The following is a 26,527-nucleotide window of genomic DNA, read 5'->3' as shown; positions in this document are numbered from 1 at the left end:
ACGTAAGGGGCGCCCTGCTCTGCAAATGAGGCGAACACTCGCATTATCCGGAACACGGCGCCCCCGCCGTATCGCTCATCAATCGAGGAAACCGTTCTCCACAAGATAATCGCGCGCCACCTGCTGGGCATCGAGACCGTCGACGGCAATCTGGGAATTCAGGCCCTGCAGCGTCTCCAGGGTCAGGGATTCGAAAACCGGGTTCAGGATATCCTCGATTTCCGGATGAGCCTCAAGGACTTCTTCCCGGACGATGGGAGTGGGCTCATAGACGAACTGCACCCCCTTGGTGTCCTCCATGACGACAAGCCCCACCGCAGCCAGCGCACCATCGGTGCCATAGGCCATGGCGGCATTGGCGTCGTTCATGCCCTCGGCTGCCGCCCGGATCGTGGTGGCGGTGTTGCCGCCGGAGAGCTCCAGGATCTGGTCGCCCTCCAGCTCAAAGCCATAGGTTTCCTGGAACGCCGGCAAGGCATTGGGTGTTGTCACGAATTCGGCCGAGGCAGCCAGCTTCACCTCACCTCCTTCGGACACCCACTCGCCGAAATCCTCCATCGAAGACAGACCTTCTGCCTCCGCAAGATCACGGCGCACGGCAATGGCCCAGGTGTTGTTGGCCGGAGCCGGCTGCAGCCAGACAATTCCGTTCTCCTCGCGGTCCAAGCGGCTGACCGTTTCATAGGCCTCATCCGCATTGTTCCAGACATCACTGTCTTCCATTCCGAAGAAGAAGGCACCGTTGCCGGTGTATTCGGGATAGATATCGATCTCGCCGGAGGTGATCGCCTCGCGCATCACGTTGGTGGGCCCCAGCTGGATCCTGTTCTCGACCTCAATGCCCGCGTCCTCGAGCAGAACCCGGATCATGTTGCCCAGCAGTTCGCCTTCGGTGTCGATCTTGGAAGCCACCGCGACACTGTCCTGGGCGGCGGCAGAGGTCGCGAAGCCCGCACTCAGGGCCGCGGCGAAGAGGGCTGTCTTGAACGTCTTGAAGGTCATCCGGATTCTCCCTGTTTTACTTGTCCGGAGAAGGGTTTTGCCATTCGCGGGCCAACACGCAACCGTTCCCCGGCACATGGTGCCACAAATGGCGCTCTCTAACTTCCCTTCCAGTCTAGCCACAGAGCCCCGGTCAAAACCAGAGCATTCCCCGAAAAAATCCGGGGACGACTCCTTGGACCCCTATGGATGGCTGCGCCAAGCTGTTCAGTATGTCAGCTCCGTGAACCCATTGTGCAATGACATCCGCCGCTGCCAACCTTCGCCGCTGCCAATCTTCAGAGAGTTCTGCCGGAGCGCCGGATCACAGATCAGCTCAGCAAGCCGGCCTGTTTCAGTCGCGCGCGGTAGGTTCGACCGACCGGAACGCTGCGGCCGTCCCTGAGCTGGAGAAACTGCCGCTGGCCCTCGCGCTCCGTCCCGACGACCGCATCCTGGGCGACCCACCACGAGCGGTGCACCCGCTGGCCCAGGCCTTGCAGTTCCCGTGCCGCGTCTTCCATGCGGCAGAGGATCAGTTCGGAGCCGCCGGTCGTGTGCACGGCAAGATAATGGTCCTGCATTTCGAGGCACACCAGCCTGCCCGGCAAGGGGCCCGGCAAACGCTCGAGGAACAGGGACAGGCCCTCGCCAGCCGCATCCCCCTCGGCCTCCGGGGAAACAGTCTGTTCGTCGTCACGCCGGCGATTTGCCCAGGCATAGGCCGCCACCGAGATCACAGCGCAGAGCAGCAGCACCTTCCAGTACAGGGCCAGCAGGCTGGCGGAGCGCTCCATGCCCGCCAGGGTGTTGGCCATGTGAACCACGCCGGTGGCGGGTAGAGAAACCAGGAAACTGCCGCCCAGAGGAACCAGCAGAGAGCCCCAGCGTGTCTCGGCAGATACCCGTGTCGCGCTATAGCGGATCGCCAGATCGCACAGCAGCCAGTTCAGGGAAACCACCGACAGCCAATAGGCCAGGCGTGGCAGGAGTGGAAGCAACTCATAGGTCCCGAACGGGCCGAGCAGCCCCAGGAGCAGGCCCACCACGACAGGGGCCGCCAACCGGGCACACTGCCGGGCAGTCCGTTCGCGCTTCGTGAATGCATCGAGCATGGCGTTGACGTATTTCCCCGGACGTTCCCGCAACTTTCCTTGAGCCGCGCAGCGCTTCCCCCGCATTTCCTTGTCATCACGGCGCGAACGGCCCCGAAGACAGGATCTGGAAGGGAGATGATGACATGATCGAACTGCTGCTTGCACCTCATATTCTCGCGGGGTTTGTGGCCCTCGGCGCAGCCGGCGTGGCCGTCGCTGCGGCCAAGGGCTCGCCGCTTCATCGGCGATCGGGAAACGTCTATGTTCTGGCGATGCTGGTCGTGACAATCACCACCCTGGGACTGGTGATGTTGCGGCCCAATGCCTTCCTGCTGGGCATCGGGATCTTCAGCTTCTATTTCGTGTTTACGGGATGGCGCTCGGCGAAACAGCGTGACGGGCGCGCACGAGCGATCGACGTGTCCGCTGCCTTCCTCATGGCCGTAACCGCCCTGGCCATGGCGGGCTGGGGACTGGCTGGGCTTCTCGACTCCGTTGGGAAAGACCGCTCGATCATTCTCCTGGTGTTCGCAGCCATCGGGCTCAGCATGGCAATCTCCGATCTCCGCGACTGGCGCAAGGGGCCGATCACTGGCAAGGCGCGGATCGCCCGCCACTTGACGCGCATGCTGGGCGGCAGCATCGCCACCATCACGGCTGCGGTGGTCGTCAATCTGACCTTCCTGCCGCAACTCGTCGGCTGGCTGGGTCCCACTGCCCTGATCACGCCGTTGATCGTATGGTGGAACGTCCGCCTGCTGCGCCCGCACCGGGCCCCAGACCGGAAGCAACGCATGCGCGCCTAACGAATGAAATTGTCCGCATATGCACGACCCAGTCCGATGGACTCGTAATGCCGGATGGCGTTGTCCAGCTTGGTGAAGACGTCCTCGTAGTCGAGCGCGTTGCCCTCGGGGTCGACGTAGGTGTAGCCGCCCGTAACGTGAAACAGGGTCACCATTTCCTCGACTCCCTCGGGGACGACCAGCGTGTGCGTCTCTCCCGGTGGCTCGAAGGCATAGTCCCCTTCCCGGGCGACCCAGTCGTGCTCCAGGTAGTGCCATTCGCCCCGCAAGGTAAAGGCATGAACGGGACCCGTATGCCGATGCCGGGACAGGATTCCGGACTGGCGCACACGGAGCAGGTTCACGTAATAGCCCTGGCTCACCGACAGGATAAGGGGACGGAACCAGACGCCATCGGCCTGCGGAACCCAGGCTTCGTCATCGCCGTCCAACTCGAGGGCACCCTGCACGAAGATGTCCGGCGGCATCGCCGTGGGTTGGGGCCGCTGATAGGCAATCTTGCGACTGTCTCGCTTGCCGCTGCTTTCGTTCATCTCTCCATCTCCCTTGAGCTCCGCCTTGGTGGACGGCTTCATGGCCAAGCGTAATACCATCCAGCCCACCATCTTAGGCAAGAGTGTGCCACGCTCCCTGCTGCTGAATTATTGCCACAACCGTTGCCAAAAAACGGGAATCATTATCTCAGGAAGAACTCCTCCACTGCGGGAAGCGCCATTTAGCCCGAAGAGCGGAAGTTCTCCTCGCCTTAGCGCCTCTGCCCAGGACGTATCCGCACCAGCCCCCTCATACCATCGGCAAGCTGAATAACTGGGCGCTGATGTGCCAGCCATCCGACGTTTCCAAACCCATGCGGCAGGCCATTCTGTCGCTTATATACATTGAATTTTAGTGCATTTGACAGCGCATTGTTTCATAAGCACAATAACATTGTCGGCTGTAGAATATACAGCTGGCTGACCACCCAAAACGGCACAGGAGCCGTATGGGAGGATCGCGATGATGCGGACGACGGGCTTTCCAAATGCCAATCTGGCGCAGCGCGGTGATCGCCGATGCGCCACTGTAACTCCACAAAGTGAGATCCTGCGGACGAGTTCGGCGCTTACGCGACCGCAACGTGCCCTGCGCACCGCGATCACGATCGCGTCAGTCGTCGCCTTGATGAGCGTCGGGACAGCTCCGGTCACGGCGGAGGATGGCGATACGGTTGAAGAGAGTCTCGTTGACGAATTGTCCTCGGATGCGGCTTCCGATTACGCCCGTGACGCCAAGGAAGGGTTGGACGAGCGGCAGGAAAGCAACACGCGCCAGCAGAACCGGGCCGACCAGGAGAGCCGGGGTGACGGCTCGATCCAGGAACGCCAGGAAGAGCGTGCCCGTGAGGAAATCAAGGACGCCGTCACCGAAGCCTATCTGAGCGGCAAAGACGGCTCGGAGGCCGCTCGCGATGCAGCGAGTGACGACAGCTCTTCAGACAATGACGAAGACAAGAAGAACCAGGATGATACCGCTGCCGGGGATGAAGGTGATGCCACATTCGACGTGGCCGTGCCCAAGGCCAAGCCGACCCCGGGTAGCGACGCGGATATCAATGAGACAGGCACAGCGGGTGCCACCGACGGAATCGAACTGGGCTTGGGTGCTTATCCCGGTGTTGGACCCGACATTTACGGGGCCGAGGTTGTGGGGCGGCTTGCCAATCAGGTTCTCCCCTCAGGCCCGATGGCTGAAGCCGGAAATCCAACAGGTGAACTTGGCGCGTACGGAGCCGTGCCAGGCCTCGGCCAGCAGGACGGCAGCCGCATCGGCGCCGGCTACGGCGGAATCTTCGGCAGTCTGGCCGGCGTGAAGGCCCCGTCGGCGTCCGAATCCGGCCGCATGCAGGGCGACGGAAGCGATGGTATTCCGGCACGAGAGATGGGCGATCACATTATTATATACGACGACGAGGGGCATGAAGGGCATGTCGTCCAAACAGTCGAAAAAGACGATCTCGATGCCGTTACGGGATCCGACGGCGACTGGCATATCGATGGGGCCGGTGAATTAAAGATTACATGGTCGGAAAATTCCGGTTCCGGATCAGATCAAACGGGCGGTAGCGACGAGAACGAAGAGACCATGGAGTTTGGGGCAGACGAAGCCGTTGGAGAGAACAGTAACGACAACGATTCAGAGTCCGATCAAGAGGGCAGGAACGAAGGCAATTCGGAGTCCGCATCAAATTCGGAGTCTAGCTCCAATAATGACAATGAGGAAAGTAGTTCTGAGTCCGAATCAAATTCAGAATCAAGCTCCGAAGATGGCCAGGAGGAAGAAAACAAGACCGCCAAGGATGACGGCGATACCTTGCCGTGCCGACCCGGGCTCTCAAGCTGTGGGTCGAGTGCAGACCCGGAAGAACTGCAGGAAGAGGTTAAGCGTGCGAGCAGCCACTCGCGGACGACCATGCCGGCCAACCCAGGGGACGGTGAGAAGGTTAATTTTGACTTGCCGTGGAATATCCTAAACCAACTGGACAAGACCACGATGCCGGTTCGGCCTGGGTCCATGCAGCAATCGGCCATGCCGTTGCCGCTGTCGGTCTGGAACCCCGGCTACATCGATCCGCATCGCGGCAACTGATCCATGACGGGCTGTCAACCAGGGTCGTCCGTAATTCTCATCGATCGCTGTGCCATCTCGCCCTCCGGTTCCGAGTGGGCCGGAGGGCATTCTAAAGTGAGGTCGCGGCCAACCATCGAAGTCCACCTATGACAGACAATACGTGCGGGGGTGCTTTTGGCGAGTGCAGCGAAAAGGAATGACCGTGGGGAATTCCGTGGTTTCGGTTTGTTTTCTGGTTCGAGTCCATCATTAGGCGGAACCATCAGTATCGCCACGGTCGGATTCATGGTCGCTGTTGCGTCCCCTGCACAGGGTCAGCTGCCACCCGAAATATCTGATCAGCCCCCGGCCACACGGGCCTTGCTTGAGAGTCCGAACCTGGGGCGGCTGACCTTCAACCAGAACCGGGCCGATCAGTTCAGCCGTTTCCCTGACATGGACCGATGGGAAGAGCGCGGGCCGACCGGCGCGGACCCAAACGTTTCGGCGATCCGGGCCGAATTGCGTCAACTCTATCTGGCGACGGTACAGTCGGCTCAGCTTGCGGCCGATGCCGTGCCAAGCACCCAGGGCGCTCGACAGAACGATCAACGGGCACAGGCTACACTCGGCATTCAGTTGGCGTCGGCCGACCCGGCTCGCGTTGGCGGTCGGCAACGGGCGCAAACACCCCCCTATGGCGAACTCGCAACATTGCTGGGCCGTGATCCGCAGGATGCAATCGATGAACTGGACCAGCTCACCGAAGCCAATCCGGACGACGGGCGCCTGTGGCAACTGCTGGGTGCCGCGCAGCTGAGTGTCGAGGATTACGGACAAGCGGTCGGCGCCTTGCGGCTCGCGATCGAACACGGTCGCGACAAGCCTGTGGTCCGACAGGCGCTCGGGGATGCGCTGCTGGGCGTCAACAAGCCTGGCGCGGCGCTCGATCAATTGCGGCAAGGACCCGATAGCGGCCGCAACCGGCTCGGACAAGCGACCGCGCTAATCCGCCTGGAGAGAGTGAACGAGGCGCTGCCCTTGCTGGATGAAGCGGAAAAGCTGGCGCCGGAACTTGAAGCCCGCGTGCGCGCGGTGCGCGCTGGCGCGTTAAAACTGGCGGATCGCCAACAGGAGGCCGAGGAGGAAATCGCCCGTGGGCGATCTCTCGCAAGGGACCGCGAACTGCTGGATAGCTACGACCGGATCGCGCGGCCGTACCCTTCGAGGGGGACGGGCTCCTGGGGGTTCAGCGCCTCCCTGAATGCTGGCTACAACGACAACGTTGCTTTGCGCTCTGACAGCGCGCCAGGGTCGGCGGCGGACAAAGCCGACTACTTATTCGAGCCGGCTTTCAGCGGCTGGGGCGTGCTGTTCGGCAATCAGACGACCCGTGTCGTCGCATACGGCAATGTTGATAGTAGGCTGCATGCCGAGCGTGAAGGGCTCAACGAGGTGTTCACCGATCTGGGCCTTAGGGTCGAACATGATCTGGACGAATCGTGGCAAGTCTCGGCTGGGGTCGGGGCCGAATACGGCAACATCGATGGCGACAGCTACGTCTTCACCACGCGCGCAGAAGTCGGGGTTCACTGGCAACAGACGGATTGGAGCGAGACGTCGTTAAGCTATACGCTGTCGCATCGGGACTTCATGTTCGAGACAGTGCCTGAAGAAGACCGCGACGGTCTCTTGCACCGCGGCGTTCTTTCGCAAACCTTACGGTTTCCAGAGCTGGCAGAGGGCGCGCAGGTGTCGCCCTACGTTTCCCTGTCCCGGGAACAGACCGAAGGTGCGTCCGCGGAAAACCATGGTTGGGGCGTTGGCCTGGATGGCCGTATACGGCCGCTCGACAAGCTGACCTTGTTCGCTGGAGGCGGCTATCGCACTTACAACTATGACAATCCTAGCGTGCGCACGAACTTCGACCTCGAGCGTGAGGATGAAACCTGGCACGCCAGTGCCGGTGTTCGCTATCGGGCGACGGACTGGGCGACCGTCGGCGTGCGCTACAGCTATCTCGACAAGGACTCCAACATTCCATCGTCATTCAGTTACGAGCAGAACATGATCCTTGCGACGCTGACACTTCGGGGGCCGTAACCTTCGGAAACAAGACAGCGGATATGGTTCACTTGGGCGCGCGGAAAGGCCGTGCATTCTCGGCCTACCACCAGGCACTTCCGCAGCTTTCCAGGGCATAGCTGCGCCCGCCTTGACAGGTTGGACCGTTACTAGGGAAGAGCCCTATTTTTTCCAGTAGAATCAACGCCTTAGAGAAGATTGGCGTCCCCTAGGGGATTCGAACCCCTGTTGCCGCCGTGAGAGGGCGGTGTCCTAGGCCTCTAGACGAAGGGGACGCAGTCAAGGCCGGGAGCGAGGATATACAGAATCCAGCCCGGCTCAGCAACCGCTTTCAAACAGGTTTCGGCAAAAATTCCGCTATTCGCTGCCCAGCTGGATACGCCCGCGCACCTCGCCGCTGGCGGTGTCCAGCAGGATGATCTGGCGGCAGGCGGCCTGCGGCCCGTCGCGTCCCTGCAGCGTAAGCAACAGGCTGCCCTGCCCGTCGCCCTTCACACTGTCCAGTTCGCACCCCGCCGGCAAGTTGACGCTGGTCTCGAAAAAAGGGCTTTCGGCGGAGGGGCCATTCTCGCTCTTCTCCGCCAGTTGCGTGGCCTGGCGCGCAAAGCCCCAGATCACCAGTCCCATACCAATGATGATCAGGATACCCATTCCGATCACCAGTGCCTTTAATGCGTGCATGAATAGATATTCTCCGGAATAATCGAGGGCGTGACTGCCTCCTGTCACGCGAAACCATCAAAGCCGCTTGCCCGTGCCCCGTCGATCTCACCAGCACACAGAACCGGACAGCAAGGAGACGCTGAGCGAAGAAGCCCAGCCTGCCTTTCCCCCAGCGGCCGGACATTGCGAGATCACGGTCCAGCCTGAAGACGGGGGTCAGCGGCTGGATCGCCTGCTCGCCCGGAAATTGACCGATCTCTCGCGCAACCGCCTGCAGACCCTCATTTCAAAAGGGGCCGTGCGGGAAGGCGCACAAACGATAGTGAACCCCTCCCTGCGGGTCAAATCCGGCCAAACTTTCGCCATAGAGATTCCCGAGACTGTAGAGCAGATACCAGAGGCCCAGCCCCTGGATCTCGAGATCCTGCACGAAGACGAAGAGGTGCTGGTACTGAACAAACCGGCGGGCCTGGTGGTCCATCCGGCTGCGGGAAATCCGGACCATACCCTGGTCAATGCCCTGCTGGCTCATTGCGGCAGCGAGTTGCTGGCGGTGGGCGGCACCGAGCGTTGCGGCCTCGTGCACCGGCTGGACAAGGACACGAGCGGAGTCATGGTCACGGCCAAGAGCGAGGCCGCCTATACGGCCCTCGTGCAGCAATTTTCCGGGCGCGAGATCTCGCGTGACTACATTGCCCTGGCCTGGGGCGGCTTGAAACCGCTGGAGGGAGAGATTGACGGCAACATCGGGCGCAGCCCGGCCAACCGCAAGAAGATGGCCGTGGTCCGCTACGGCGGCAAGCCAGCCCGGACCCGTTACCGGACCCTCCATCGCTATGGCGGAGAGGCGGTCAGTCAGCTGGCCTGCCGCCTCGACACGGGGCGCACGCACCAGATCCGCGTCCACATGGCTCATGCCGGCCACCCCCTGGTGGGCGACCCACTCTATGGCCGCCGCCATCCCGCCATCGCCAAACGGCTGCCCGAGGCGGTGGCCGAAACTCTGAAGACCTTTGGACGCCAGGCGCTGCATGCAAGATCCCTGGGGTTCACCCACCCGAGCACTGGAGAATGGGTTGAATTTACGACAAACCTGCCCTGTGATCTAAAAAACTTGATCAAGAGTTTGGAACGCTTATAAAATAATCATGACCATATTGGTATGGTTTTACGCCGGCCTGTTACACAGAGAAGTGGCCGGAAAGGAGTCGTGGAGATGACAGGTTTACCATCTGCTTCCAAGTTGCCCGCACTGACGAGCGACAGCAATCTGACGCGCTATTTGCAGGAAATCCGCAAGTTCCCCATGCTGGATGCGGACGAGGAATACATGCTGGCCAAGCGCTGGCAGGATCGCGAAGATACGGAAGCCGCCCACAAGCTGGTGACCAGCCACCTTCGGCTGGTGGCTAAAATTGCCATGGGCTATCGTGGCTATGGCCTGCCGATTTCGGAGCTGATCTCCGAGGGCAACGTCGGAATGATGCAGGCGGTCAAGCGCTTCGATCCGGAACGCGGCTTCCGCCTGGCCACCTATGCCATGTGGTGGATTCGCGCCGCCATCCAGGAGTACATCCTGCATTCCTGGTCGCTGGTGAAGATGGGCACGACCGCTGCGCAGAAGAAGCTGTTCTTCAACCTGCGCAAGCTCAAGGGGCAGATGCAGGCGATCGAGGACGGGGACATGAACCCCGACCAGGTCTCGCACATCTCCGAGAAGCTCAGCGTGCCCGAACAGGACGTCGTCAACATGAACCGGCGCCTGGCCAGTCCGGACCACTCGCTGAACGCGCCGCTGCGCGTCGATGGCGAGGGCGAATGGCAGGACTGGCTGACGGATGAAACGGAAGACCAAGAGACCATCCTCGGCGAGCAGCAGGAGATGGACAAGCGCCGTCAGCTTCTGGCCGGTGCCATGGACCACCTGAACGATCGCGAGAAGCATATCCTGCAGGAACGCCGCCTGAAGGAAGACCCCACCACCCTCGAGGAACTGAGCCAGGAGTATGGCATCAGTCGCGAACGTGTGCGCCAGATCGAGGTTCGCGCCTTCGAGAAGCTGCAGAAGTCGATCAAGAACGCGGCCCTCGACGAGAAACTCGCGGCAAACTGAAGCCTCTGACAGCCAAGGCGCATTGCCAGATCAACGGCGGGGCGGAGCGTCAGCTTCGGCCCGCCGTTTTCTTGTCCGGATCCTCATCGGTGACGGTCAGGCCGGTGACATCCTGCCCCCATTCCTGAACCAGCTTTTCCTGGCGCTGGCGGTATTGCTTCAGGCGCGACTGGGTGAGCAAGCTGTAATAGGTGAAGCACAGCGGCATTGCCAGCATGAGGATCAACCAGCCGGTGGCTGCGGCCCCGTAAGCGGTCAGCCAGACCATCAGGTCGCTGATCAGTATCACGGCTGCCGACAGGCTTTGCCCCATGGCCCAGAGTTTCACCAGGGCCGGAAGGGCGCCGCAGAAATTCAGCAGGGAAACCGTCATGGCAGTGTGCCGGTCCGGCTGGCGATCGGCAATGAAGGCCACCAGGCTGGGCAGCATGGTGACACAGAGCACGATGAAGGTCGGGAAAAGGATGACAAGCGCCGGAATGCCCAGCATTACGCCGGCGGATATCCGCATCCAGCTGATACCCCCCTTGTCTTTCCGGCCCTGTCCCTGGGGGGATGCGAGCCTGTCCGCGGTTGCCTTGTTCGTGCGCGCAGCCATCGTTGGCAAGTCCTCAGGTCACATGCAATAGGGTCATGAACAGCAGGCCGACACCGGAGGCCAGGCCCGCAACCACGGCTGACGCGGACCGCGCCCGCGCCGAGACGAAGACATTGTCGGTCAGCTTGCCGCCTTCCAGAGCCTGGCACTCGCGCTCCAGGGCCTGGTACTCACGGCGAGCGAAATCAAACCCGCGCTCATCCTTCTCCCGCCGCTCATGGTTGCCCACCGCACGGGCCAAGTCCGGAAGGCTGCCCGCCTTCACTGCCGAATCAATGGCGCGCTGAAGTTCGTCGCGCAGCTGCCGGCTGTGAAAGGAGTCCACGAAGGGCTTGAGGTAAGACGCCAGCCAGGTGGCCAGTTTCGGCAGGTGGTGGTTCTCGGTCCTCTGTGCCACCTCAGCCAGAAACAGCACCACGCCGCTGATGCGGGCCGCTTCGCTGCTGGTGTCCCCCAGAGCCAGGATCGTGCGATCGGGAATGTCTCCAAGCTGGGAGCAGGCAAAGGCCGCAATGTGGCGGTCCATCGGCTCGACCTCCTGGGCGCCGGCGGCCCGCGCTTCGAGCGCCGGCAGCAGGCGCCGGACATCCGTGACGTAGGCCTCGCGCACCAACGAGCTGAGACAGGGCCAGCCCGGATTGAACTGATAGAGACAGCGCTCGATGCCATAGCCCTGCTGGGGGCGTGAGATGTAGTTGTAAAGGTCCTCGAAGGTTCGTTGCAGTGCGTTGTGCTCTGCCAGAGCGTGCGGCTGCACCTCCAACCAGCTCTGCGGCAAACGCCGCATTATCAGTTCAGTGATCAGTTCCTGGAACCCGGGTGTCTCGAAGTCGATGGCCAGAGCCTGGGGCAGTCCATCGGGCTCCAGCGAGAGCTCGCGGTATCGGATCGGTGCAGCCGGGTCCATGACCATCAACAATCGACTCAAGGCGCGATCGGACAGTGCCTCCGAGCCTCCCCCGAAGGCCCCCTTCTTGGCCTGCCCGGTGGTCTCGAGCAGCTTTTCCGAAAGAGTCTCGTCCCCCAGGCTGCGGCGTATCCACACGGCGATTTCCTGGGCATCCACTTCTGTCTGGGCCGCAGTCCAGTCCTGGCCGATCGCCGCACTGAGCGACCGGAGGTTCCAGTACTTGGTCTCCCTATAGATAAATGGGCGCGCGCCGCGATGCGGCAGGCTGGGCTGCTTGGGACTGAGATGGCGGCCATTGGCCCAGATCGAAAGATTCTCCAGCACCCAGCGTTCCCGCGGGTCGTCGCACAGCAGGCCGCGCAGGAGCTCCATGATCGGCAGGGAAGTGCGCAGGTTCCGGACCACCGTGGCATAGGTCCCCTGGGAGATCTTGGATTCGACCATCGCCTGCCGAGTCATGCCCTGCACCGGGTTCTTTCCGTTCAGCAGGAAAACCAGCATGATTCCAAAGGCATAGAGATCGTCACCCAAGGTGCCGGGGCCACGTCCCGACGGCCGGGCCAGGATCCCCTCTATCGTCTCATATACATCCGGCTGGTCCAACCCGGGGGGTGCCGTTGTGCACTCGCCCAGCAGGACGCTGTTCTGGGCAGCGTCGCGCCAGAACAGATTGCTTGCCCGGATCGAGCGATGCGTGATCCCACGTTCGGCCATCCGCTCCAGCAGCGGCACCATCGGCTGCACGACCTTGCGGACAAGGGAATCCTCGCTGAAGGGCTTGAAGGTTGCATCCGGGGCTTCCTGGATACGCGGACCACCGGGCACTCCGAAAATCACCGCCGGCCGGTGCTGGCCTTCCTGATTGCCCCACTCCACCAGCCCGAAGGTAACCGGCTGCATGAGGTAGTCCAGGTCCTCGCCCTTGAGCAGACGCAACGGGTCCAGCCGGGGAGAGAGGAATTCCTCGCAGACCAGCGCGTAATAGCTGTCTCCCTTGCCGGAACTGAGAAATCGCTTGTCCTTGGCGGCGAAGGCCCGCGCGTGCGGCTGATTCAGATGCGGCAGTGGCTGGCGGGGATCGATCTCCCAGTTCTTGCCCAAGGCCACCGGCGCAGCTCGAGTCCCCCAAGCCGCTTCGGCAGAAGGGGTCTTTTCCTTGCGCGTTCTGGCAGTTGCCTCGCTCATAACCGGTTATAACCGCTGTCAGGGGTTGGGAAGGCTCGTCACGAGTCCTCCCTGCTTACCGGAATAGAGATAACGAAGCGTTAACGGCGGTCCGGGTTTACCCTTCCCCTCGACCTTCAGCCGGCGTAGGGATCGCGCATCACGATGGTGTCTTCGCGCGACGGACTGGTGGAGAGCAACGTTACCGGAGCCTCGATCAACTCTTCTATGCGGCGGATGTATTTCACCGCCGTTGCCGGCAAATCGGCCCAGGAGCGTGCTCCCTGGGTGCTCTCCTGCCATCCCTCGAAAGTCTCATAGACCGGGCGGGCACGGTCCTGCAGACGCGACTGGGAAGGCAGATGGTCGTAGCGAGCCCCCTCGATGTCATAGCCCACACAGACCTTGAGTTCCTCCAGGCCATCGAGCACATCCAGCTTCGTCAGCGCAATGCCGTCGATACCCCCCGTCTTGATGGTCTGGCGCACCAGAACGGCATCGAACCAGCCACAGCGACGCTGGCGTCCTGTGACCGTGCCGAATTCCCGGCCCTTCTCACCCAGTCTGCGGCCGATCTCGTCATCCAGTTCCGTTGGGAAAGGGCCCGCACCGACACGGGTCGTGTAGGCCTTGGTGATACCGAGCACCATGTCAATGGCATGGGGCCCGGTACCGGAGCCCGCCGCGGCCTGTCCGCCCACGGTATTGGAGGAGGTCACATAGGGATAGGTGCCGTGATCCACGTCCAGCATGGCGCCCTGCGCACCCTCGAAGAGGATCCGCCGCCCCTGCCGGCGCGCAGCGTCCAGGGTGGCCCACACGCGTGCCGCAAAGGGCAGGATCTTCGGCGCGATCTCCTGCAGTTCGGCAATCAGGGAGTCGCGTTCCATTTCCTGCTCGCCCAGGCCGCGTAGCAAGGCATTATGATGCACCAGAAGGGCATCCACGCGTTCAGCCAGAAGGTCGAAATCCGCCAGGTCACAGAGGCGCACGGCACGGCGACCGACCTTGTCCTCGTAGGCCGGCCCGATTCCGCGGCCGGTGGTTCCGATGGCCTTGCCGCCGCGTGCGCTTTCCCGGGCACGGTCAACCCGACCGTGCAGTGGCAGGATCAGGGCCGCGTTGTCGGCAACACGCAGGTTGTCGGGGGAAATCCGCACGCCCTGCGCCTGCAGTCGATCGATTTCCTCGATCAGGGCCCAGGGATCGACCACGACACCATTGCCGATTATGGACAGCTTCTCGGGACGCACCACCCCCGAAGGCAGCAGGGACAGCTTGTAGGTGACATCGTCGATCACCAGCGTATGACCCGCGTTGTGACCGCCTTGGAAGCGCACCACCACATCGGCGCGTTCGCTCAGCCAGTCGACGATCTTGCCCTTGCCCTCGTCGCCCCACTGCGAGCCGACAACCACCACATTGGCCATGAAACTCTAGTCCTCCACTTCCTCGATCCTGTCAGCCACCAGCAGATGCGTGCATTTCAGGCGCCGCGCCTCGCTGTACACATCGGCGCTCTCATCGAGCGCCGTCACCGTGATCCAGCCAACGGCCCTGAGCGCGTTGGCAAAGGCTCCGTCGCTGTCGCTCGGCAAGTAGATTCGCCGTCCCTCGGAAGGGATCGGCAACGCACGCAGTACGCTGTCCATGAAAAGCGTGAAACCGATGGCTGGCTCGCCTTCGGCCTCGCCGCGTGGAGCGTCATAACGGCCCCCGCGACCAAGCTCGCCCCGTACGCCCGAGGCAAAGAGCGTGAACGACAGGCCTGTCTGGTACTCGAACCCCCGGTGATCGACACAATCCACCGTCAGGACGAGTTCGGGATTCATGCGCCGCACCTCGCCGATCACTTCGGAGAGGCGCTCGATCTCGCCCAGAACAGATTCGGGCAGCGGAAGCGCCATGAGCCTTTCCAGGGCCTCATCGGCCAGTCCCGAGGCGCGCAGAAGGCCGTCGAACAGGTCCGCATGTCGGCCTGCCGCCTGCTGCACGGCGGCAGCATCCTTTCTGTCGAGGGCGGCCCGCAGCTCCTGGCGCTCCTGTTCCGACAGTCCCAGGACCTCGAAGAGGCGCCCGACAAGCGTGGGCAAGGCAAGATCAACTGAAAGACCTTCCACCCCGACGGACAGAAGCGCATCGGACGCCAGGAAAACCGCCTCGGCATCGGCCCGGCGTGAAGCGGTTCCAATCAGTTCCACACCGACCTGGGTAAACTGCCGCTCGGGACGCAGCTGGCTGCCACGCACGCGCAGGACCTCCCCGGCATAGCAGAGCCGCAGGGGTCGCGGCTCCTGCGCCAGGCGAGAGACGGCAACCCGGGCCACCTGGGGCGTCATGTCCGCACGCAGGCCCATCATGCGCTGGCTGATGGGATCCATGAGCCGAAAGGTCTGTTCGGAAACCTGACCGCCGGGCCCTGCCAGAAGGCTATCCTCGAACTCGATAAGGGGCGGTTTCACCCGTGCGTATCCGAAACGGCTGACATGCCGGATCAGCTTCTCGACAATGGCCGCTTCATGCGCCGCATCGGGATAGAGAACATCCTGCAGACCAGCGGGCAAAAGGGCCTGTCGTGCACCGTTAGGGTCCCCGGAGTGCATGTAACCATCCATCCTTTCGGCTGTTGCCGGACAGAAAAGGCGTCCCGTCCACGACATCCGGCCCGCCGGGTGTCGCACAGCAAAAACCCCGGCCACACCCTGCGGGGGTGCGACCGGTGGTTCAACTGCTGACGCAACCACAGGCCGTCCAATCGGGAGCGCATTGATCCCACATGAAACGGCTCTACTCCAGTGTTTTTTCAGGTTGTCAGGGTGTAACTCGTCCCCAGCTCAGAAGCGCAGGGGCTCCGCACGCAGCACCTGCGGCAGGTCCCGGATCTCCTTGAGCACTGGCGCTGGTACGTCGCCATCGAGTTCCAGAAGACAGATGGCATCGCCCCCGGACTCGGTCCGACCCAGGTGGAAAGTGGCGATATTCAGTCCGGACTCGGACAGGATGCGCCCCAGTGCGCCGATCACGCCGGGCTTGTCCTGGTTCGTGATGTAGAGCATGTGCTTACCGAGCTGAGCCTCCACCTGGATTCCCTTGATCTCGACCAGACGCGGCTTGCTCCCGCCGAACAGCGTGCCGGCCACCGATCGCTCCTGGTTCTCGGTCTCCACCGTCACCCGGATCAGGGTCTGGTAGTCGCAGTCCCGTTCGTATTTCACCTCGGCCACATCGACGTCGCGCTGGCGCGCCATGATCGGTGCATTCACCATGTTCACGGAGTCCAGCATGGGCTGGAGGATACCAACCAGGACGGCCTGGGTCAGCGGACGGCAATTCAGGCCCGCCACATGCCCCTCGTACTCGATCCTGACCGACTGCAGGCCGGTGCGCGTCAACTGACCGGCAAAAGAGCCCAGCTGTTCGGCCAAGGACATGTAGGGGCCCAGGTGCTTGGCGTCCTCGGCGCTGAGCGAGGGCATGTTGATGGCGTTGGTGACCGCCCCGGTCAGGATATAGTCCGACATCTGTTCGGCGACCTGCAGGGCCACCTTCTCCTGCGCCTCGCTGGTGGAGGCGCCCAGGTGCGGCGTGCAGACCAGGTTCGGATGGCCGAAGAGCGAATTCTCCTTGGCGGGTTCCTCCTCGAAGACGTCCAGGGCCGCGCCAGCCACCTGTCCGGAGTCCAATGCCTCCTTCAGGTCCGATTCGACGACCAGGCCGCCGCGGGCACAATTGACGACGCGCACACCCTGTTTGCACTTGGCGAAGGCCTCGGCGTCCAGGATGCCCTTCGTCTGCTCGGTCAGGGGAACGTGCAGCGTGATGAAATCGGCGCGCGCCAGCAGGTCATCCAGCTCGACCTTCTCGATACCCAGATCCTTGGCGCGCTCCAGAGAGAGGAAGGGGTCGTAGGATATAACCCGCATCTTCAGTCCCTGGGCGCGCTCGGCGACGATGGTGCCTATGTTGCCGCACCCGATAAGCCCTAGGGTCTTGCCGGTCAGCTCCGTCCCCATGAACTTGGATTTTTCCCACTTGCCGGCATGTGTGGACTCGTTGGCCTGGGGAATCTGGCGCGCCAGCGCGAACATCATGGCAACGGCATGCTCGGCAGTGGTGACCGCATTGCCGTAGGGCGTGTTCATGACGACGACGCCATTGGCCGTAGCCGCCGGGATATCGATGTTGTCCACCCCGATACCGGCACGGCCGACAACCTTGAGGTTCCCCTTGCCGCCGGCTTCGAGCACGCGTTCGGTTGCCTTCGTGGCCGAACGGACGGCCAGGCCGTCATAGTCTGCAATGCGTTCGACCAGTTCATCCTCGGAAAGGCCGGTCACCACATCGGCTTCCAGCCCACGCTGGCGAAAAATGTCGACAGCCAGCGGGCTGAGTTTATCAGCGATGAGAATCTTGGGCATGGTTCAAAACTTCCGTTCTGTTCTGTTCTGTTCTGTTCTTTTCAGATCTGTGCGGAGAGGGTCGGGACAGATCTCAGGCGTTGGCGGACTTGACCTCAGCATAGGCCCAGTCGAGCCAGTGTATCAGCGCCTTCATGTCGCTCTGTTCCACGGTTGCACCGCCCCAGATACGCAGCCCGGCCGGCGCATCGCGATAGGAGCTTATATCATAAGCCACGTCCTCTTCCTCGAGCTTCGCGGCCACAGCCTTCGCCACGCTTGCCTGCCTTTCCTCCGGCAGTGCGGTGAACCAGGGGTCCACGATCTTGAGACAGATCGAGGTCGAGGAGCGACTTCCCGGTTCCTCGGCCAGGAAGTCCACCCAGTCGCTCTGAGCCACCCAATCGGCCACGACCTGGAGATTGTCGCGCGAGCGGCCTATGAGGGCTTTCAAACCGCCGAGGGACTCGGCCCATTTCAGGGCATCCAGCGCGTCTTCCACACAGAGCATCGAAGGCGTGTTTATGGTCTCGCCGCGAAAGATGCCCTCGTTCAGCTTGCCTCCCTTGGTCATGCGGAACACCTTCGGCAGGGGCCAGGACGGTGTGTGGTTCTCAAGCCGCTCCACGGCGCGCGGGCTGAGCGCCAGCATGCCGTGCGCCGCCTCGCCTCCCAGTGCCTTCTGCCAGGACCAGGTCACGACGTCGAGCTTGCTGTAATCCAGCTCCATGGCAAAGGCGGCTGAGGTGGCATCACAGATCGCCAGCCCCTTGCGGTCGGCCGGGATCCAGCCTGCATCCGGCACGCAAACACCGGACGTTGTACCGTTCCAGGTAAAGACGATATCTCGCTCGCCATCCACACTGGACAGGTCGGGCAGTTGGCCGTAGTCGGCTTCCAACAGCCGGACATCCTCGAGTTTCAGTTGCTTGATCACGTCGGTCACCCAACCGGAGCCGAAGGATTCCCAGGCCAGCACATCGACACCACGGGGCCCGAGGAGGGACCACAGGGCCATCTCCACGGCACCGGTATCGGAGGCCGGGACAATGCCCAGGCGCCAGTCTTCCGGCAGGCCGAGCAGGGTCTTGGAACGTTCGATGACCTCCTGGAGCTTCGCCTTTCCACCCTTGGCCCTGTGGGAGCGCCCGACAAAGGCATCTTCCAAAACCGACAGGGACCATCCGGGCCGTTTGGCGCAGGGTCCAGAGGAGAAGTTCGGATTCGCGGGACGTGTCGCAGGCTTACGCGCCGCGCTTACGGTCATATTCATATGAAATGGCGCTCCTTCGCGCTTATAGGTCGCTCTAGCGATAGCTGAGGCTTGGATACTAGGCCCGATGCTGCAGTGCGTCAACGCGGCCTCCCGAATAATTTCCCAACGCGACGGCCCCTACCGGCACCGGAAATCCAGTGCCATACACACCAGAAAATTATCCATTATCAATAAGATAAACTGTATCTCTCATATGGCCGCGCACCAGTCTGCCACGCTCAGAATATCCCCTGCTCGCGCAGCTGCGTACTACATAAAGCTGTACTGCCAAATGGGGAACTCTTGTCGAGGGGTCTCAGTCCTCGCGAAAGGCACCGACAGTATGGCTATGGTCCACACCTCCAGCTCCCTGCCCATGGCCGGGAGGCGACTGGAGAGCCCGTCGCAGGTAGGCACGGGCACGTCTTACGGCCGCGCTTCTGGTCATTCCCTGGGCTAGACCGGCTGCAATCGCCGAAGCGAGAGTGCACCCGGTGCCATGGGTGTGCTCGGTGTCGATCCGGGTATCCGAGAAAACCTCGATCCCCTCCGGAGTTGCCAGAACATCCGAGAGGCTGTTGCCTGCCATGTGGCCGCCCTTCAGCAGGACCGCGTTTGGTCCCTGCTGCAGCAACTGCTGGGCAGCTGCCTGCATATCCTCGACAGACCGGATTTCCAGACCTGAGAGCTTCTCTGCTTCAGGCACATTCGGGGTCAGAATATCCGCCAGGGGCAGAAGATGTTCCTTCAAGCTTCCGACCGCTTCCGGATCCAGCAGGCTGGCGCCGCTCTGGGCCACCATCACCGGATCCAGCACCAGTGGAATCCGCTCGGTGTAGGCCCCAAGTTCCGCAGCCACTGTCTCAATAACGGCGGCGGAATGCAGCATGCCGGTTTTCAGTGCATCCGCACCGATATCCTCCAGCACGACCCGGATCTGGCTGGCGATAAACTCCGGATCGACACCGAAAACGCCATGGACGCCAAGTGTGTTCTGCGCCGTCAGCGCCGTGATCGCGGTCGCAGCATAACCTTTCAGGGCCGTCACGGTCTTGATGTCCGCCTGTATTCCGGCACCTCCACCGGAATCGGAGCCCGCAATGATCAGAACACGTCCCGTCATGCCAGCTTTCAGCCTCCCTGCACCTCAGCAAAGGCGGGAAGTTCGCTCGTCCAGCCCTGCCCTTCGGCAACGAAGTCACGGGCAAGCCCGGCAGCCTGCATGAGGTTGCAGCCAAGGGCAAGCTGGCAGGCAAGGGCCGTGGAGAGATTCGGCGTATCAAGCCCGTACTCACCTTCACGGATGAGGGGAAATTCACGCTCGTGCAACTGTCCGCTTGCATCCAGGAAGATATCCACGCCACGCGCCTGTCCCGGCAGAAGGGCACTGAGCAGAACGGATTCGCTGCCCAGCGTGGCAAGGGTTTCGGCTACGTGAGGCAATTCCTCGCGCCCTTCCGCATGAAACCCGCCCAGCGCGTCCGCCTCCCGTTCGGTGGCGACAATCATCGTGGCCAGATGCGGCAGACGACGTTTCCAGTGCGCCAGGGCACGGACCCCCAGTGCCTGGCTGTCGTTGCTCCGGAAGACCGCGGGCGAGATCACGACAGGGCAATTTAAACGGCTGTCCTCGAGAATCCGGGCCGTGGCCTCGATCTGCTCTTCGGAAGACAGGCGCCCCACTTTCACGACATCTATGTTCTGCTTCTGCAGGATCGTTTCCGCTTGCCGGACGATGAAGGTTCCGGACAGCTCGATTTCCTCGAAATTCAGCCCTTCGTCACGTGCAGTCATGTTCATGACGATGGTGGATGCGGCCAGGCCGTGAACGCCCGCCGTCCAGATCCCGGCCTGCACCCCCTTCTCCCCCAGGCAGTCGGAGCGGCCAATCAGCAGGATCCTGCCTTTCGTATTCACATCACTATCCTTTCCCGAACAGGCTATACAGCGGCAATGGACTGGACAATGTCATCGACGACATCCCCTATCAGCGTTGCATCATCCCCCTCGGCCATGACGCGGATCAAGGGTTCCGTACCCGACTTGCGGATCACCAGGCGGCCGCCTGCGCCAAGCCTGTTCTCTCCTTCGCGTATGGCAGCCTGAACGGACCCGGCCTCCAGGGGCTCCCCACCATTGAACCGTACATTCCTTAACAATTGCGGAACGGGCTCGAAGACGGACAGGACCTCGCTTGCGGGCCTGCCGTCCGTGACCAGTGCCTCGAGGACCTGAAGAGCCGCGATCAGTCCGTCCCCGGTCGTCGTGAAATCACTCATTATGATGTGACCGGAGGGCTCACCCCCCAGGTTGTAGCCCTCCTGCCGCATGCGCTCGACCACGTAGCGATCGCCCACCGGGGTGCGCAGCAGGTCCAGCCCCTGGCCCTGCAAGCAGCGCTCAAGCCCCAGGTTGGACATCACCGTGGCCACGACCGCATCGCTGTTGAGACGGCCTGCCTGCTTCCAGGTGCTGGCAATCAGCCCCATGACTTGATCCCCATCGACCAGTCGCCCCGTCTCGTCGCAAAAGACAACACGGTCGGCATCGCCATCCAGCGCAAGTCCCAGGTCGGCACCTTCCGCCCTGACCTGCTCGGCCAGGAGCTCCGGCGCCGTGGCGCCACACGCGAGATTGATATTGAACCCGTCCGGTTCGACCCCCAAGGACACGACTTCCGCACCCAACTCGTAGAAGAGATCCGGCGCCACCCGATAGGCAGCCCCATGGGCGCAGTCCACGACGATCTTCAGTCCGTCAAGCTGCAGGCGCCGGGGAAAACTGCTCTTCACGAATTCCAGGTAACGCCCCAGGGCGTCATCCAGTCGCCGTGCCTTGCCCAGTTCGCTTCCGTCCACGCGGATCCGGTCCGGATCCTCCTCCATGCCGAGCTCGATGTCCGTCTCCACCGCATCCGACAGCTTGAATCCGTCCGGACCGAACAGCTTGATGCCATTATCCTCGAATGGATTGTGCGAGGCCGAGATCATCACCCCGAGGTCAGCTCGCAGGCTGCGTGTCAGCATCCCTACGGCCGGGGTCGGAATCGGCCCCAAAAGGACCACGTCCATACCCACGGAGATAAACCCGGAGGTCAATGCAGGTTCGAGCATATAGCCGGAGAGACGCGTGTCCTTGCCGATAACGACCAGATTGTGCTTCGGGCCCCGTGCAAACTGGGCACCGGCTGCCATGGCCAGCCTCAGTGCCGTCGCAGCCGTGACGGGCTCCTGGTTGGCAGTCCCGCGGATGCCGTCCGTTCCGAAAAGCTTTCTGCCCATAGCAGCCCTTGCCTCCTTGCACTTGCCAGTCAATCAACAGCGTCCTGCTGCGCACACGCGTCGATGGCTGTCCAGACTTGCAGGGCCTGCAGGGCCTCATCGACATCGTGCACCCGGTGCATCTGCACGCCCCTTGCCCAACCGGCCAGGGTGGCAGCCAGGGTTCCGGGTCCTCGCTCCTTCGGCTCCAGTTTGCCGCAGAGGTGGGATATGAAGCTCTTGCGGCTAATACCCAACAGGATCGGGCAGCCCAACCCATGGAACAGGGCCAGCCGATTGAGAAGTTCGAGGTTGTGCTGCAGGGTCTTGCCGAAGCCCACACCAGGATCCACGGCAATCCGCTCGCGCGCAATCCCGGCCTCAAGGCAACGGTGGATCCGCTCTTCCAGAAAGTCAAAGACGTCCAGCGCCACGTCGTCATAGGAGGGCGATTTCTGCATGGTCTGCGGCCGGCCCTGCATATGCATCAGTATGACCGGCACGCCGCTTGCCGCCACCACCTCCAGGCTGCGTGGGTCGCCGCACAGTGCCGTGATGTCGTTGATCGCGACAGCTCCGGCTTCGACGGCCGCCTCCAGGACCGAGGCATGATAGCTGTCGATGGAAACCCGCACGCCCTGGGCACTGAGCTCGCGAACCACCGGCAGGACCCGGCGCTTTTCCTCCTCGTCGGGAACCGGCTCGGCCCCCGGGCGGGTGGATTCTCCTCCCACGTCGACGATGGCCGCGCCCGCCTTCCACATGGCCAGGCCGTCCTCGATGGCCTTGTCGGCGTCGAAGCGCTGCCCGCCATCTGAAAAGCTGTCGGGCGTCACGTTCACCACTCCCATGACTGAGGGGCGGGTCATGTCGATTCCGGCAAACGTCGCCCGCGGCTTCACGAGAGCTTCCAGCCGGGCCTGATCTTCAGGGCCGAGCGCCTTGGCGGCAACTCTGTCGCGCCGGAGTGAGCCGTTGTCCTCCCGCGTTGCCCGGATGCAATGGGAAAAGGAATAGGGTCCGCCTGCAAGCAGGGGGCTTTCGGACTGCTGCTCCAGGGAGAGGCCATCCGGTTGCAGATAAAGTTTACGCTGCGTCATGCCTCGCTTATAGCGGGGATAGAGGACGCAAGAAAGGGGTCAGTCCCTAGCCGGCGGAATATGGAAAGGGCGCCTGAACAGGCGCCCTTTCCGTTCCTCATGCCAATCTGTATCAGCCGGCCGGCTCGGGTTCCGGCCCCATGCCACCGGGCTTCTCCTTGCCCTGACCGGAACGGCCGCTGGAGGGTACGGAGGAGCGTTTGCCCGGGCCGGGCCTGGGCGGCTCCGACAGGTCGGGACGTTCGATCGGCTCGTCTTTCAGCACCTTGTTGACCTCGTCGGCACTCAGGGTCTCGTGCTCAAGCAGGGCCTTGGCCAGCTTGTGCAGGTCGTCGAGGTGCTGCGTCAGGATCTGCCGGGCCTTGTTCTCGGATTCATCGATGATGCGACGTACCTCCTCGTCGATCATCTGGGCAGTGGCCTCGGAGATGCTCTGGTGCCGCGCCACGGAGTGGCCCAGGAAAACCTCGTCCTGGTTCTCGTTGTAGCGCAGGGGACCCAGCTTCTCGCTCATGCCCCATTCGGTCACCATGCGGCGTGCCAGATTCGTGGCCTGCTGGATGTCGTTGCCGGCGCCCGTGGTGACATTCTCTTCACCGTAGATCAGTTCCTCGGCCACACGCCCGCCGAACATCATCGCCAGCTTGGCCTCGATCTCGCGCTTGGCGAAGCCGAGCCGGTCACGCTCGGGAAGGGACATGGTGACACCCAGGGCCCGCCCGCGCGGAATAATGGTTACCTTGTGCAGGGGATCGTTGCCCTTGGTGAACAGGGACACCAGCGCATGCCCCCCCTCGTGATAGGCGGTCAGCTCCTTCTCATCGTCGGTCATCACCAACGAACGACGCTCAGCACCCATCAGCACCTTGTCCTTGGCCTGTTCGAAATCGCTCTGCGTCACCACGCGCTTGTTGGAGCGGGCCGCAATCAGCGCCGCCTCGTTCACCAGGTTGGCAAGGTCGGCACCGGAGAAACCGGGCGTCCCGCGCGCGACCACCTTGGCATCCACGTCCGGTCCCAGCGGAACCTTGCGCATATGAACCCTGAGTATCTGCTCGCGGCCCAGCACGTCCGGATTGGGCACCACGACCTGACGGTCGAAGCGGCCGGGGCGCAGCAGCGCCGGGTCCAGAACGTCCGGACGGTTGGTGGCGGCCACCAGGATGACACCCTCGGCCGACTCGAAGCCGTCCATTTCGACGAGCAGCTGGTTCAGCGTCTGCTCGCGTTCGTCGTTGCCGCCGCCCAGCCCGGCGCCGCGCTGGCGGCCGACGGCATCGATCTCGTCGATGAAGATGATGCAGGGGGCGTTCTTCTTTCCCTGCTCGAACATGTCGCGTACGCGACTGGCGCCCACGCCCACGAACATCTCGACGAAGTCCGAACCGGAAATCGTGAAGAAGGGCACGTTCGCCTCGCCCGCGATGGAGCGCGCCAACAGGGTCTTACCCGTGCCCGGCGGACCGACCAGCAGCATCCCCTTGGGAATCCGGCCGCCCAGGCGCTGGAACTTCTGCGGATCCTTCAGGAATTCCACAACCTCTTCCAGCTCGCCCCGGGCCTCGTCGATGCCGGCCACGTCATCGAAGGTCACACGTCCGGTCTTCTCGGTGAGCATCTTGGCCTTCGACTTGCCGAAACCCATGGCCTTGCCGCCGCCGCCCTGCATCTGGCGCATGAAGAAAATCCACACTGCGATCAACAACAGCATGGGGAACCACGAGATCAGGATGGACAGCAGCGGGTTCGCGCTTTCCTCGGGCTTGGCGTTGATTTGGGTCCCCGCCTCTTCCAGGCGCTGTACCAGGTTGGGATCTTCCGGCGGCGTGTAGGTCGAGAAGGTCTGACCGTCACGCATGCGCCCCTCGATCTTGTGGCCCTGGATGGTGACTTCCTGGATCTCGCCTTGCTCGACGGAACTCATGAACTGCGAATAGGACAGCTCTTGCTGCGGAGACTGGTCAGTGCTGCCCTGGAAAAGGTGGAACAGCGCGAACAGCAGCAGAATGATAATAAACCAAAGCGCTGCATTACGACTGAAATTCAAAGCTCGATATCCTCACTGCAACCAGTCGCGAACTGGCAGATCCACAGATGGCTGCCTGCCGGACGACGGTCTCAATCCATTACAGTCCGCTCATTGCCGGCCGAAAGACTGATTCAGCCAGGGAATGATACGGTCGGGCACTCCATGCGATGCCGCACTTACCCTCGACTTTATACCATGTATAATTCAGGTGGGGGACCGCAAGCAAACCGTCAAGACAGAATAGTGCGGGAAAAGACGGCCACACAGCCCGGGGTATGCGGGATTTGCGCAGAGACGGGATTTTCTGCAACAGTCTGTTCACGCCTTCATGGCCGAGGGGTCCCACCAACAGCTCCCTGCCATCCTCACACTCCCGTGCTCGCGAAAACCGGAAACGGCCATCCCACAGCAGCGTGTCCCCTGGCCTGAGGGGATGACTTCGAAGGCCTTGTGCTTCCCGAACCACCAGGAACTGCACGGCTCCATAGGGCAGGATACGGCAGCCCCCCAGGGTCTCCGGCATTCTGCCCGTGGCTTTCCATGCTTCCAGGTACGCTGTCAGGGAGCTACCCCGCACCCCATAGGCAGACCCTCCGATCGTGCGCAACAGCTGGAACCAAGCCCGACGGGCGAGCCACTCGGGCGCTTCGGACAGCACCGCTGCCTGCACCAGAGCATAGCCGGCCGGGTGCACCTGGACCGCCCGAGCCAGTAACCGGGCGGCCTCGGCCTCCGACCAGGCACGCAGGCGGGCATAGACGCCGGCGGCAGAGGCCAGCCGCTGACCCAGCAGTAGCGCGTCCTCACTGCCCTGCAGCAGCTTACGGTAACGAACCCGACGATGCGCCTCGTTCCGGTTCGAGGGATCCTCTTTCCAATCCAACCTCTGCCCTTCCAGGGTGGCCTGCAAGCGCGTCTTGGGAAGCCCGAGTAGCGGCCGGATCAGCCGGAGATCCGGCAGATAGCGAACGGAGGCCATACCGGCCAGGCCGGCCAGGCCGCTTCCCGACTGCAGGCGCAAGGCGACGGTTTCGCTCTGGTCATCCAGATGATGCGCCATCGCCAGGTGCAGGATGCCCTTTTCCCGACAGAAACCGGCAAGCAGATCATAGCGGGCCCGCCGTGCCGGCGCCTGGACCGGACCGCTTGGTTTCTGGCCTTGCCAATGCAGAACGCGACCCTGCACGTTCAGCTTCTCGGCCGACTGCATCACGAATGCGGCATCCGCATCGGCTTCGGCCCGCAGCCCATGATTCACATGCAGCACCATGAGCTCATGCCCGTGGGCACGACACCAGGGCGCCAGCAGTGACAGCAGGGCCATGCTGTCCACGCCTCCCGAGACCGCGCAGGCAATCCGGGCCTGCGCTTCGAAAGGGGCGTAAGCCGCCATGTACCTGGCGAACTCTTCAGCAGTAATCGCGGTGGGCATATTGTCCCTGAGGCTCATGGTCGTCTTAGAACCTCAGTCGGCGCGGTCTCG

The 26,527-nt window shown here is 62.5% G+C and carries 21 protein-coding genes and 1 tRNA gene; 5 read left to right on the top strand and 17 right to left on the bottom strand.

What is annotated here, in order from left to right; translation table 11 throughout:
• Nucleotides 1-78: 78 nt before the first annotated feature.
• Nucleotides 79-1,002, bottom strand: a complete 924-nt coding sequence (gene osmF, locus ACFOW6_RS05375; RefSeq protein WP_382421311.1) for a glycine betaine ABC transporter substrate-binding protein OsmF — start codon at nt 1,000-1,002, stop codon at nt 79-81.
• A 311-nt stretch (nt 1,003-1,313) separates the two neighbouring features.
• Nucleotides 1,314-2,096 carry a LytTR family DNA-binding domain-containing protein gene (locus tag ACFOW6_RS05370; RefSeq protein WP_382421310.1) on the bottom strand — a complete coding sequence of 261 codons (783 nt, stop codon included), beginning with the start codon at nt 2,094-2,096 and terminating at the stop codon, nt 1,314-1,316.
• 125 nt (nt 2,097-2,221) lie between these two features.
• Between ACFOW6_RS05370 and ACFOW6_RS05365 the strand changes: the two genes are divergently transcribed.
• Complete coding sequence (locus tag ACFOW6_RS05365) at nt 2,222-2,884, top strand: hypothetical protein (protein ID WP_382421309.1); 663 nt, start codon at nt 2,222-2,224, stop codon at nt 2,882-2,884.
• Here the strand turns inward: ACFOW6_RS05365 and ACFOW6_RS05360 are convergent.
• Entirely contained in the window at nt 2,881-3,477 is a 597-nt protein-coding gene (locus tag ACFOW6_RS05360) for a 2,4'-dihydroxyacetophenone dioxygenase family protein (protein WP_382421308.1), read from the bottom strand. The two genes, ACFOW6_RS05365 and ACFOW6_RS05360, sit on opposite strands and share 4 nt — an antisense overlap.
• A gap of 403 nt (nt 3,478-3,880) precedes the next feature.
• On the opposite strand from ACFOW6_RS05360, the gene ACFOW6_RS05355 reads away from it, so the two are divergent.
• Nucleotides 3,881-5,509 (top strand): hypothetical protein, encoded by a 1,629-nt coding sequence (locus ACFOW6_RS05355; protein ID WP_382421307.1) that lies wholly within the window; start codon nt 3,881-3,883, stop codon nt 5,507-5,509.
• 342 nt (nt 5,510-5,851) lie between these two features.
• Nucleotides 5,852-7,573, top strand: a complete 1,722-nt coding sequence (locus ACFOW6_RS05350) for a hypothetical protein (protein WP_382421306.1) — start codon at nt 5,852-5,854, stop codon at nt 7,571-7,573.
• Nucleotides 7,574-7,754: 181 nt separating this feature from the next.
• Here ACFOW6_RS05350 and ACFOW6_RS05345 read toward each other — a convergent pair.
• Together ACFOW6_RS05345 and ACFOW6_RS05340 are read right to left on the bottom strand one after the other, a co-directional pair.
• A tRNA-Glu gene (locus ACFOW6_RS05345) sits at nt 7,755-7,830 on the bottom strand.
• 82 nt (nt 7,831-7,912) lie between these two features.
• A complete protein-coding gene (locus ACFOW6_RS05340; RefSeq protein WP_382421305.1) occupies nt 7,913-8,236 on the bottom strand; it encodes a hypothetical protein in 324 nt (107 codons plus the stop codon).
• Nucleotides 8,237-8,309: 73 nt separating this feature from the next.
• Here ACFOW6_RS05340 and ACFOW6_RS05335 point away from each other — a divergent pair, with 73 nt between their 5' ends.
• Together ACFOW6_RS05335 and rpoH are read left to right on the top strand one after the other, a co-directional pair.
• Nucleotides 8,310-9,359, top strand: coding sequence for an RluA family pseudouridine synthase (locus tag ACFOW6_RS05335; RefSeq protein ID WP_382421304.1), 1,050 nt, complete (start codon nt 8,310-8,312; stop codon nt 9,357-9,359).
• Between the two features lie 75 nt (nt 9,360-9,434).
• On the top strand, nt 9,435-10,331 hold the full coding sequence (rpoH, locus tag ACFOW6_RS05330) for an RNA polymerase sigma factor RpoH (protein ID WP_382421303.1): 897 nt from the start codon (nt 9,435-9,437) through the stop codon (nt 10,329-10,331).
• 49 nt (nt 10,332-10,380) lie between these two features.
• On the opposite strand, the gene ACFOW6_RS05325 is transcribed toward rpoH, so the two are convergent.
• The 12 genes from ACFOW6_RS05325 to tilS form a co-directional block, all read right to left on the bottom strand.
• Nucleotides 10,381-10,929: a hypothetical protein gene (locus ACFOW6_RS05325; RefSeq protein ID WP_382421302.1), complete on the bottom strand. Its 549-nt coding sequence runs from the start codon at nt 10,927-10,929 to the stop codon at nt 10,381-10,383.
• Nucleotides 10,930-10,942: 13 nt separating this feature from the next.
• Nucleotides 10,943-13,024 carry a hypothetical protein gene (locus ACFOW6_RS05320; protein WP_382421301.1) on the bottom strand — a complete coding sequence of 694 codons (2,082 nt, stop codon included), beginning with the start codon at nt 13,022-13,024 and terminating at the stop codon, nt 10,943-10,945.
• A 116-nt stretch (nt 13,025-13,140) separates the two neighbouring features.
• Nucleotides 13,141-14,433 carry an adenylosuccinate synthase gene (locus ACFOW6_RS05315; RefSeq protein WP_382421300.1) on the bottom strand — a complete coding sequence of 431 codons (1,293 nt, stop codon included), beginning with the start codon at nt 14,431-14,433 and terminating at the stop codon, nt 13,141-13,143.
• Between the two features lie 6 nt (nt 14,434-14,439).
• On the bottom strand, nt 14,440-15,606 hold the full coding sequence (locus ACFOW6_RS05310) for an ATP phosphoribosyltransferase regulatory subunit (RefSeq protein ID WP_382421299.1): 1,167 nt from the start codon (nt 15,604-15,606) through the stop codon (nt 14,440-14,442).
• Nucleotides 15,607-15,837: 231 nt separating this feature from the next.
• Nucleotides 15,838-17,421: a phosphoglycerate dehydrogenase gene (gene serA / locus ACFOW6_RS05305; protein ID WP_382421298.1), complete on the bottom strand. Its 1,584-nt coding sequence runs from the start codon at nt 17,419-17,421 to the stop codon at nt 15,838-15,840.
• A 73-nt stretch (nt 17,422-17,494) separates the two neighbouring features.
• The gene (locus tag ACFOW6_RS05300; protein WP_382422091.1) at nt 17,495-18,667 is read right to left on the bottom strand and encodes a phosphoserine transaminase; all 1,173 of its coding nucleotides are present in this window, start codon (nt 18,665-18,667) and stop codon (nt 17,495-17,497) included.
• 304 nt (nt 18,668-18,971) lie between these two features.
• Nucleotides 18,972-19,778 carry a bifunctional hydroxymethylpyrimidine kinase/phosphomethylpyrimidine kinase gene (gene thiD / locus ACFOW6_RS05295; RefSeq protein ID WP_382421297.1) on the bottom strand — a complete coding sequence of 269 codons (807 nt, stop codon included), beginning with the start codon at nt 19,776-19,778 and terminating at the stop codon, nt 18,972-18,974.
• An 8-nt stretch (nt 19,779-19,786) separates the two neighbouring features.
• The gene (locus ACFOW6_RS05290; RefSeq protein ID WP_382421296.1) at nt 19,787-20,572 is read right to left on the bottom strand and encodes a bifunctional hydroxymethylpyrimidine kinase/phosphomethylpyrimidine kinase; all 786 of its coding nucleotides are present in this window, start codon (nt 20,570-20,572) and stop codon (nt 19,787-19,789) included.
• Between the two features lie 23 nt (nt 20,573-20,595).
• On the bottom strand, nt 20,596-21,936 hold the full coding sequence (gene glmM, locus ACFOW6_RS05285) for a phosphoglucosamine mutase (protein WP_382421295.1): 1,341 nt from the start codon (nt 21,934-21,936) through the stop codon (nt 20,596-20,598).
• A 29-nt stretch (nt 21,937-21,965) separates the two neighbouring features.
• Complete coding sequence (gene folP / locus ACFOW6_RS05280; RefSeq protein ID WP_382421294.1) at nt 21,966-23,015, bottom strand: dihydropteroate synthase; 1,050 nt, start codon at nt 23,013-23,015, stop codon at nt 21,966-21,968.
• Between the two features lie 112 nt (nt 23,016-23,127).
• Nucleotides 23,128-25,062, bottom strand: coding sequence for an ATP-dependent zinc metalloprotease FtsH (ftsH, locus tag ACFOW6_RS05275; protein ID WP_382421293.1), 1,935 nt, complete (start codon nt 25,060-25,062; stop codon nt 23,128-23,130).
• A 79-nt stretch (nt 25,063-25,141) separates the two neighbouring features.
• A complete protein-coding gene (gene tilS / locus ACFOW6_RS05270) occupies nt 25,142-26,437 on the bottom strand; it encodes a tRNA lysidine(34) synthetase TilS (protein WP_382421292.1) in 1,296 nt (431 codons plus the stop codon).
• Nucleotides 26,438-26,527: the final 90 nt, after the last annotated feature.

It is taken from the genome of Fodinicurvata halophila, assembly GCF_042651425.1.
GTDB classification, from domain to species: domain Bacteria; phylum Pseudomonadota; class Alphaproteobacteria; order Kiloniellales; family DSM-21159; genus Fodinicurvata; species Fodinicurvata halophila.
Note: the sequence above shows the minus strand (reverse complement) of the source record. Positions and strands in the feature narration are given on the sequence as shown.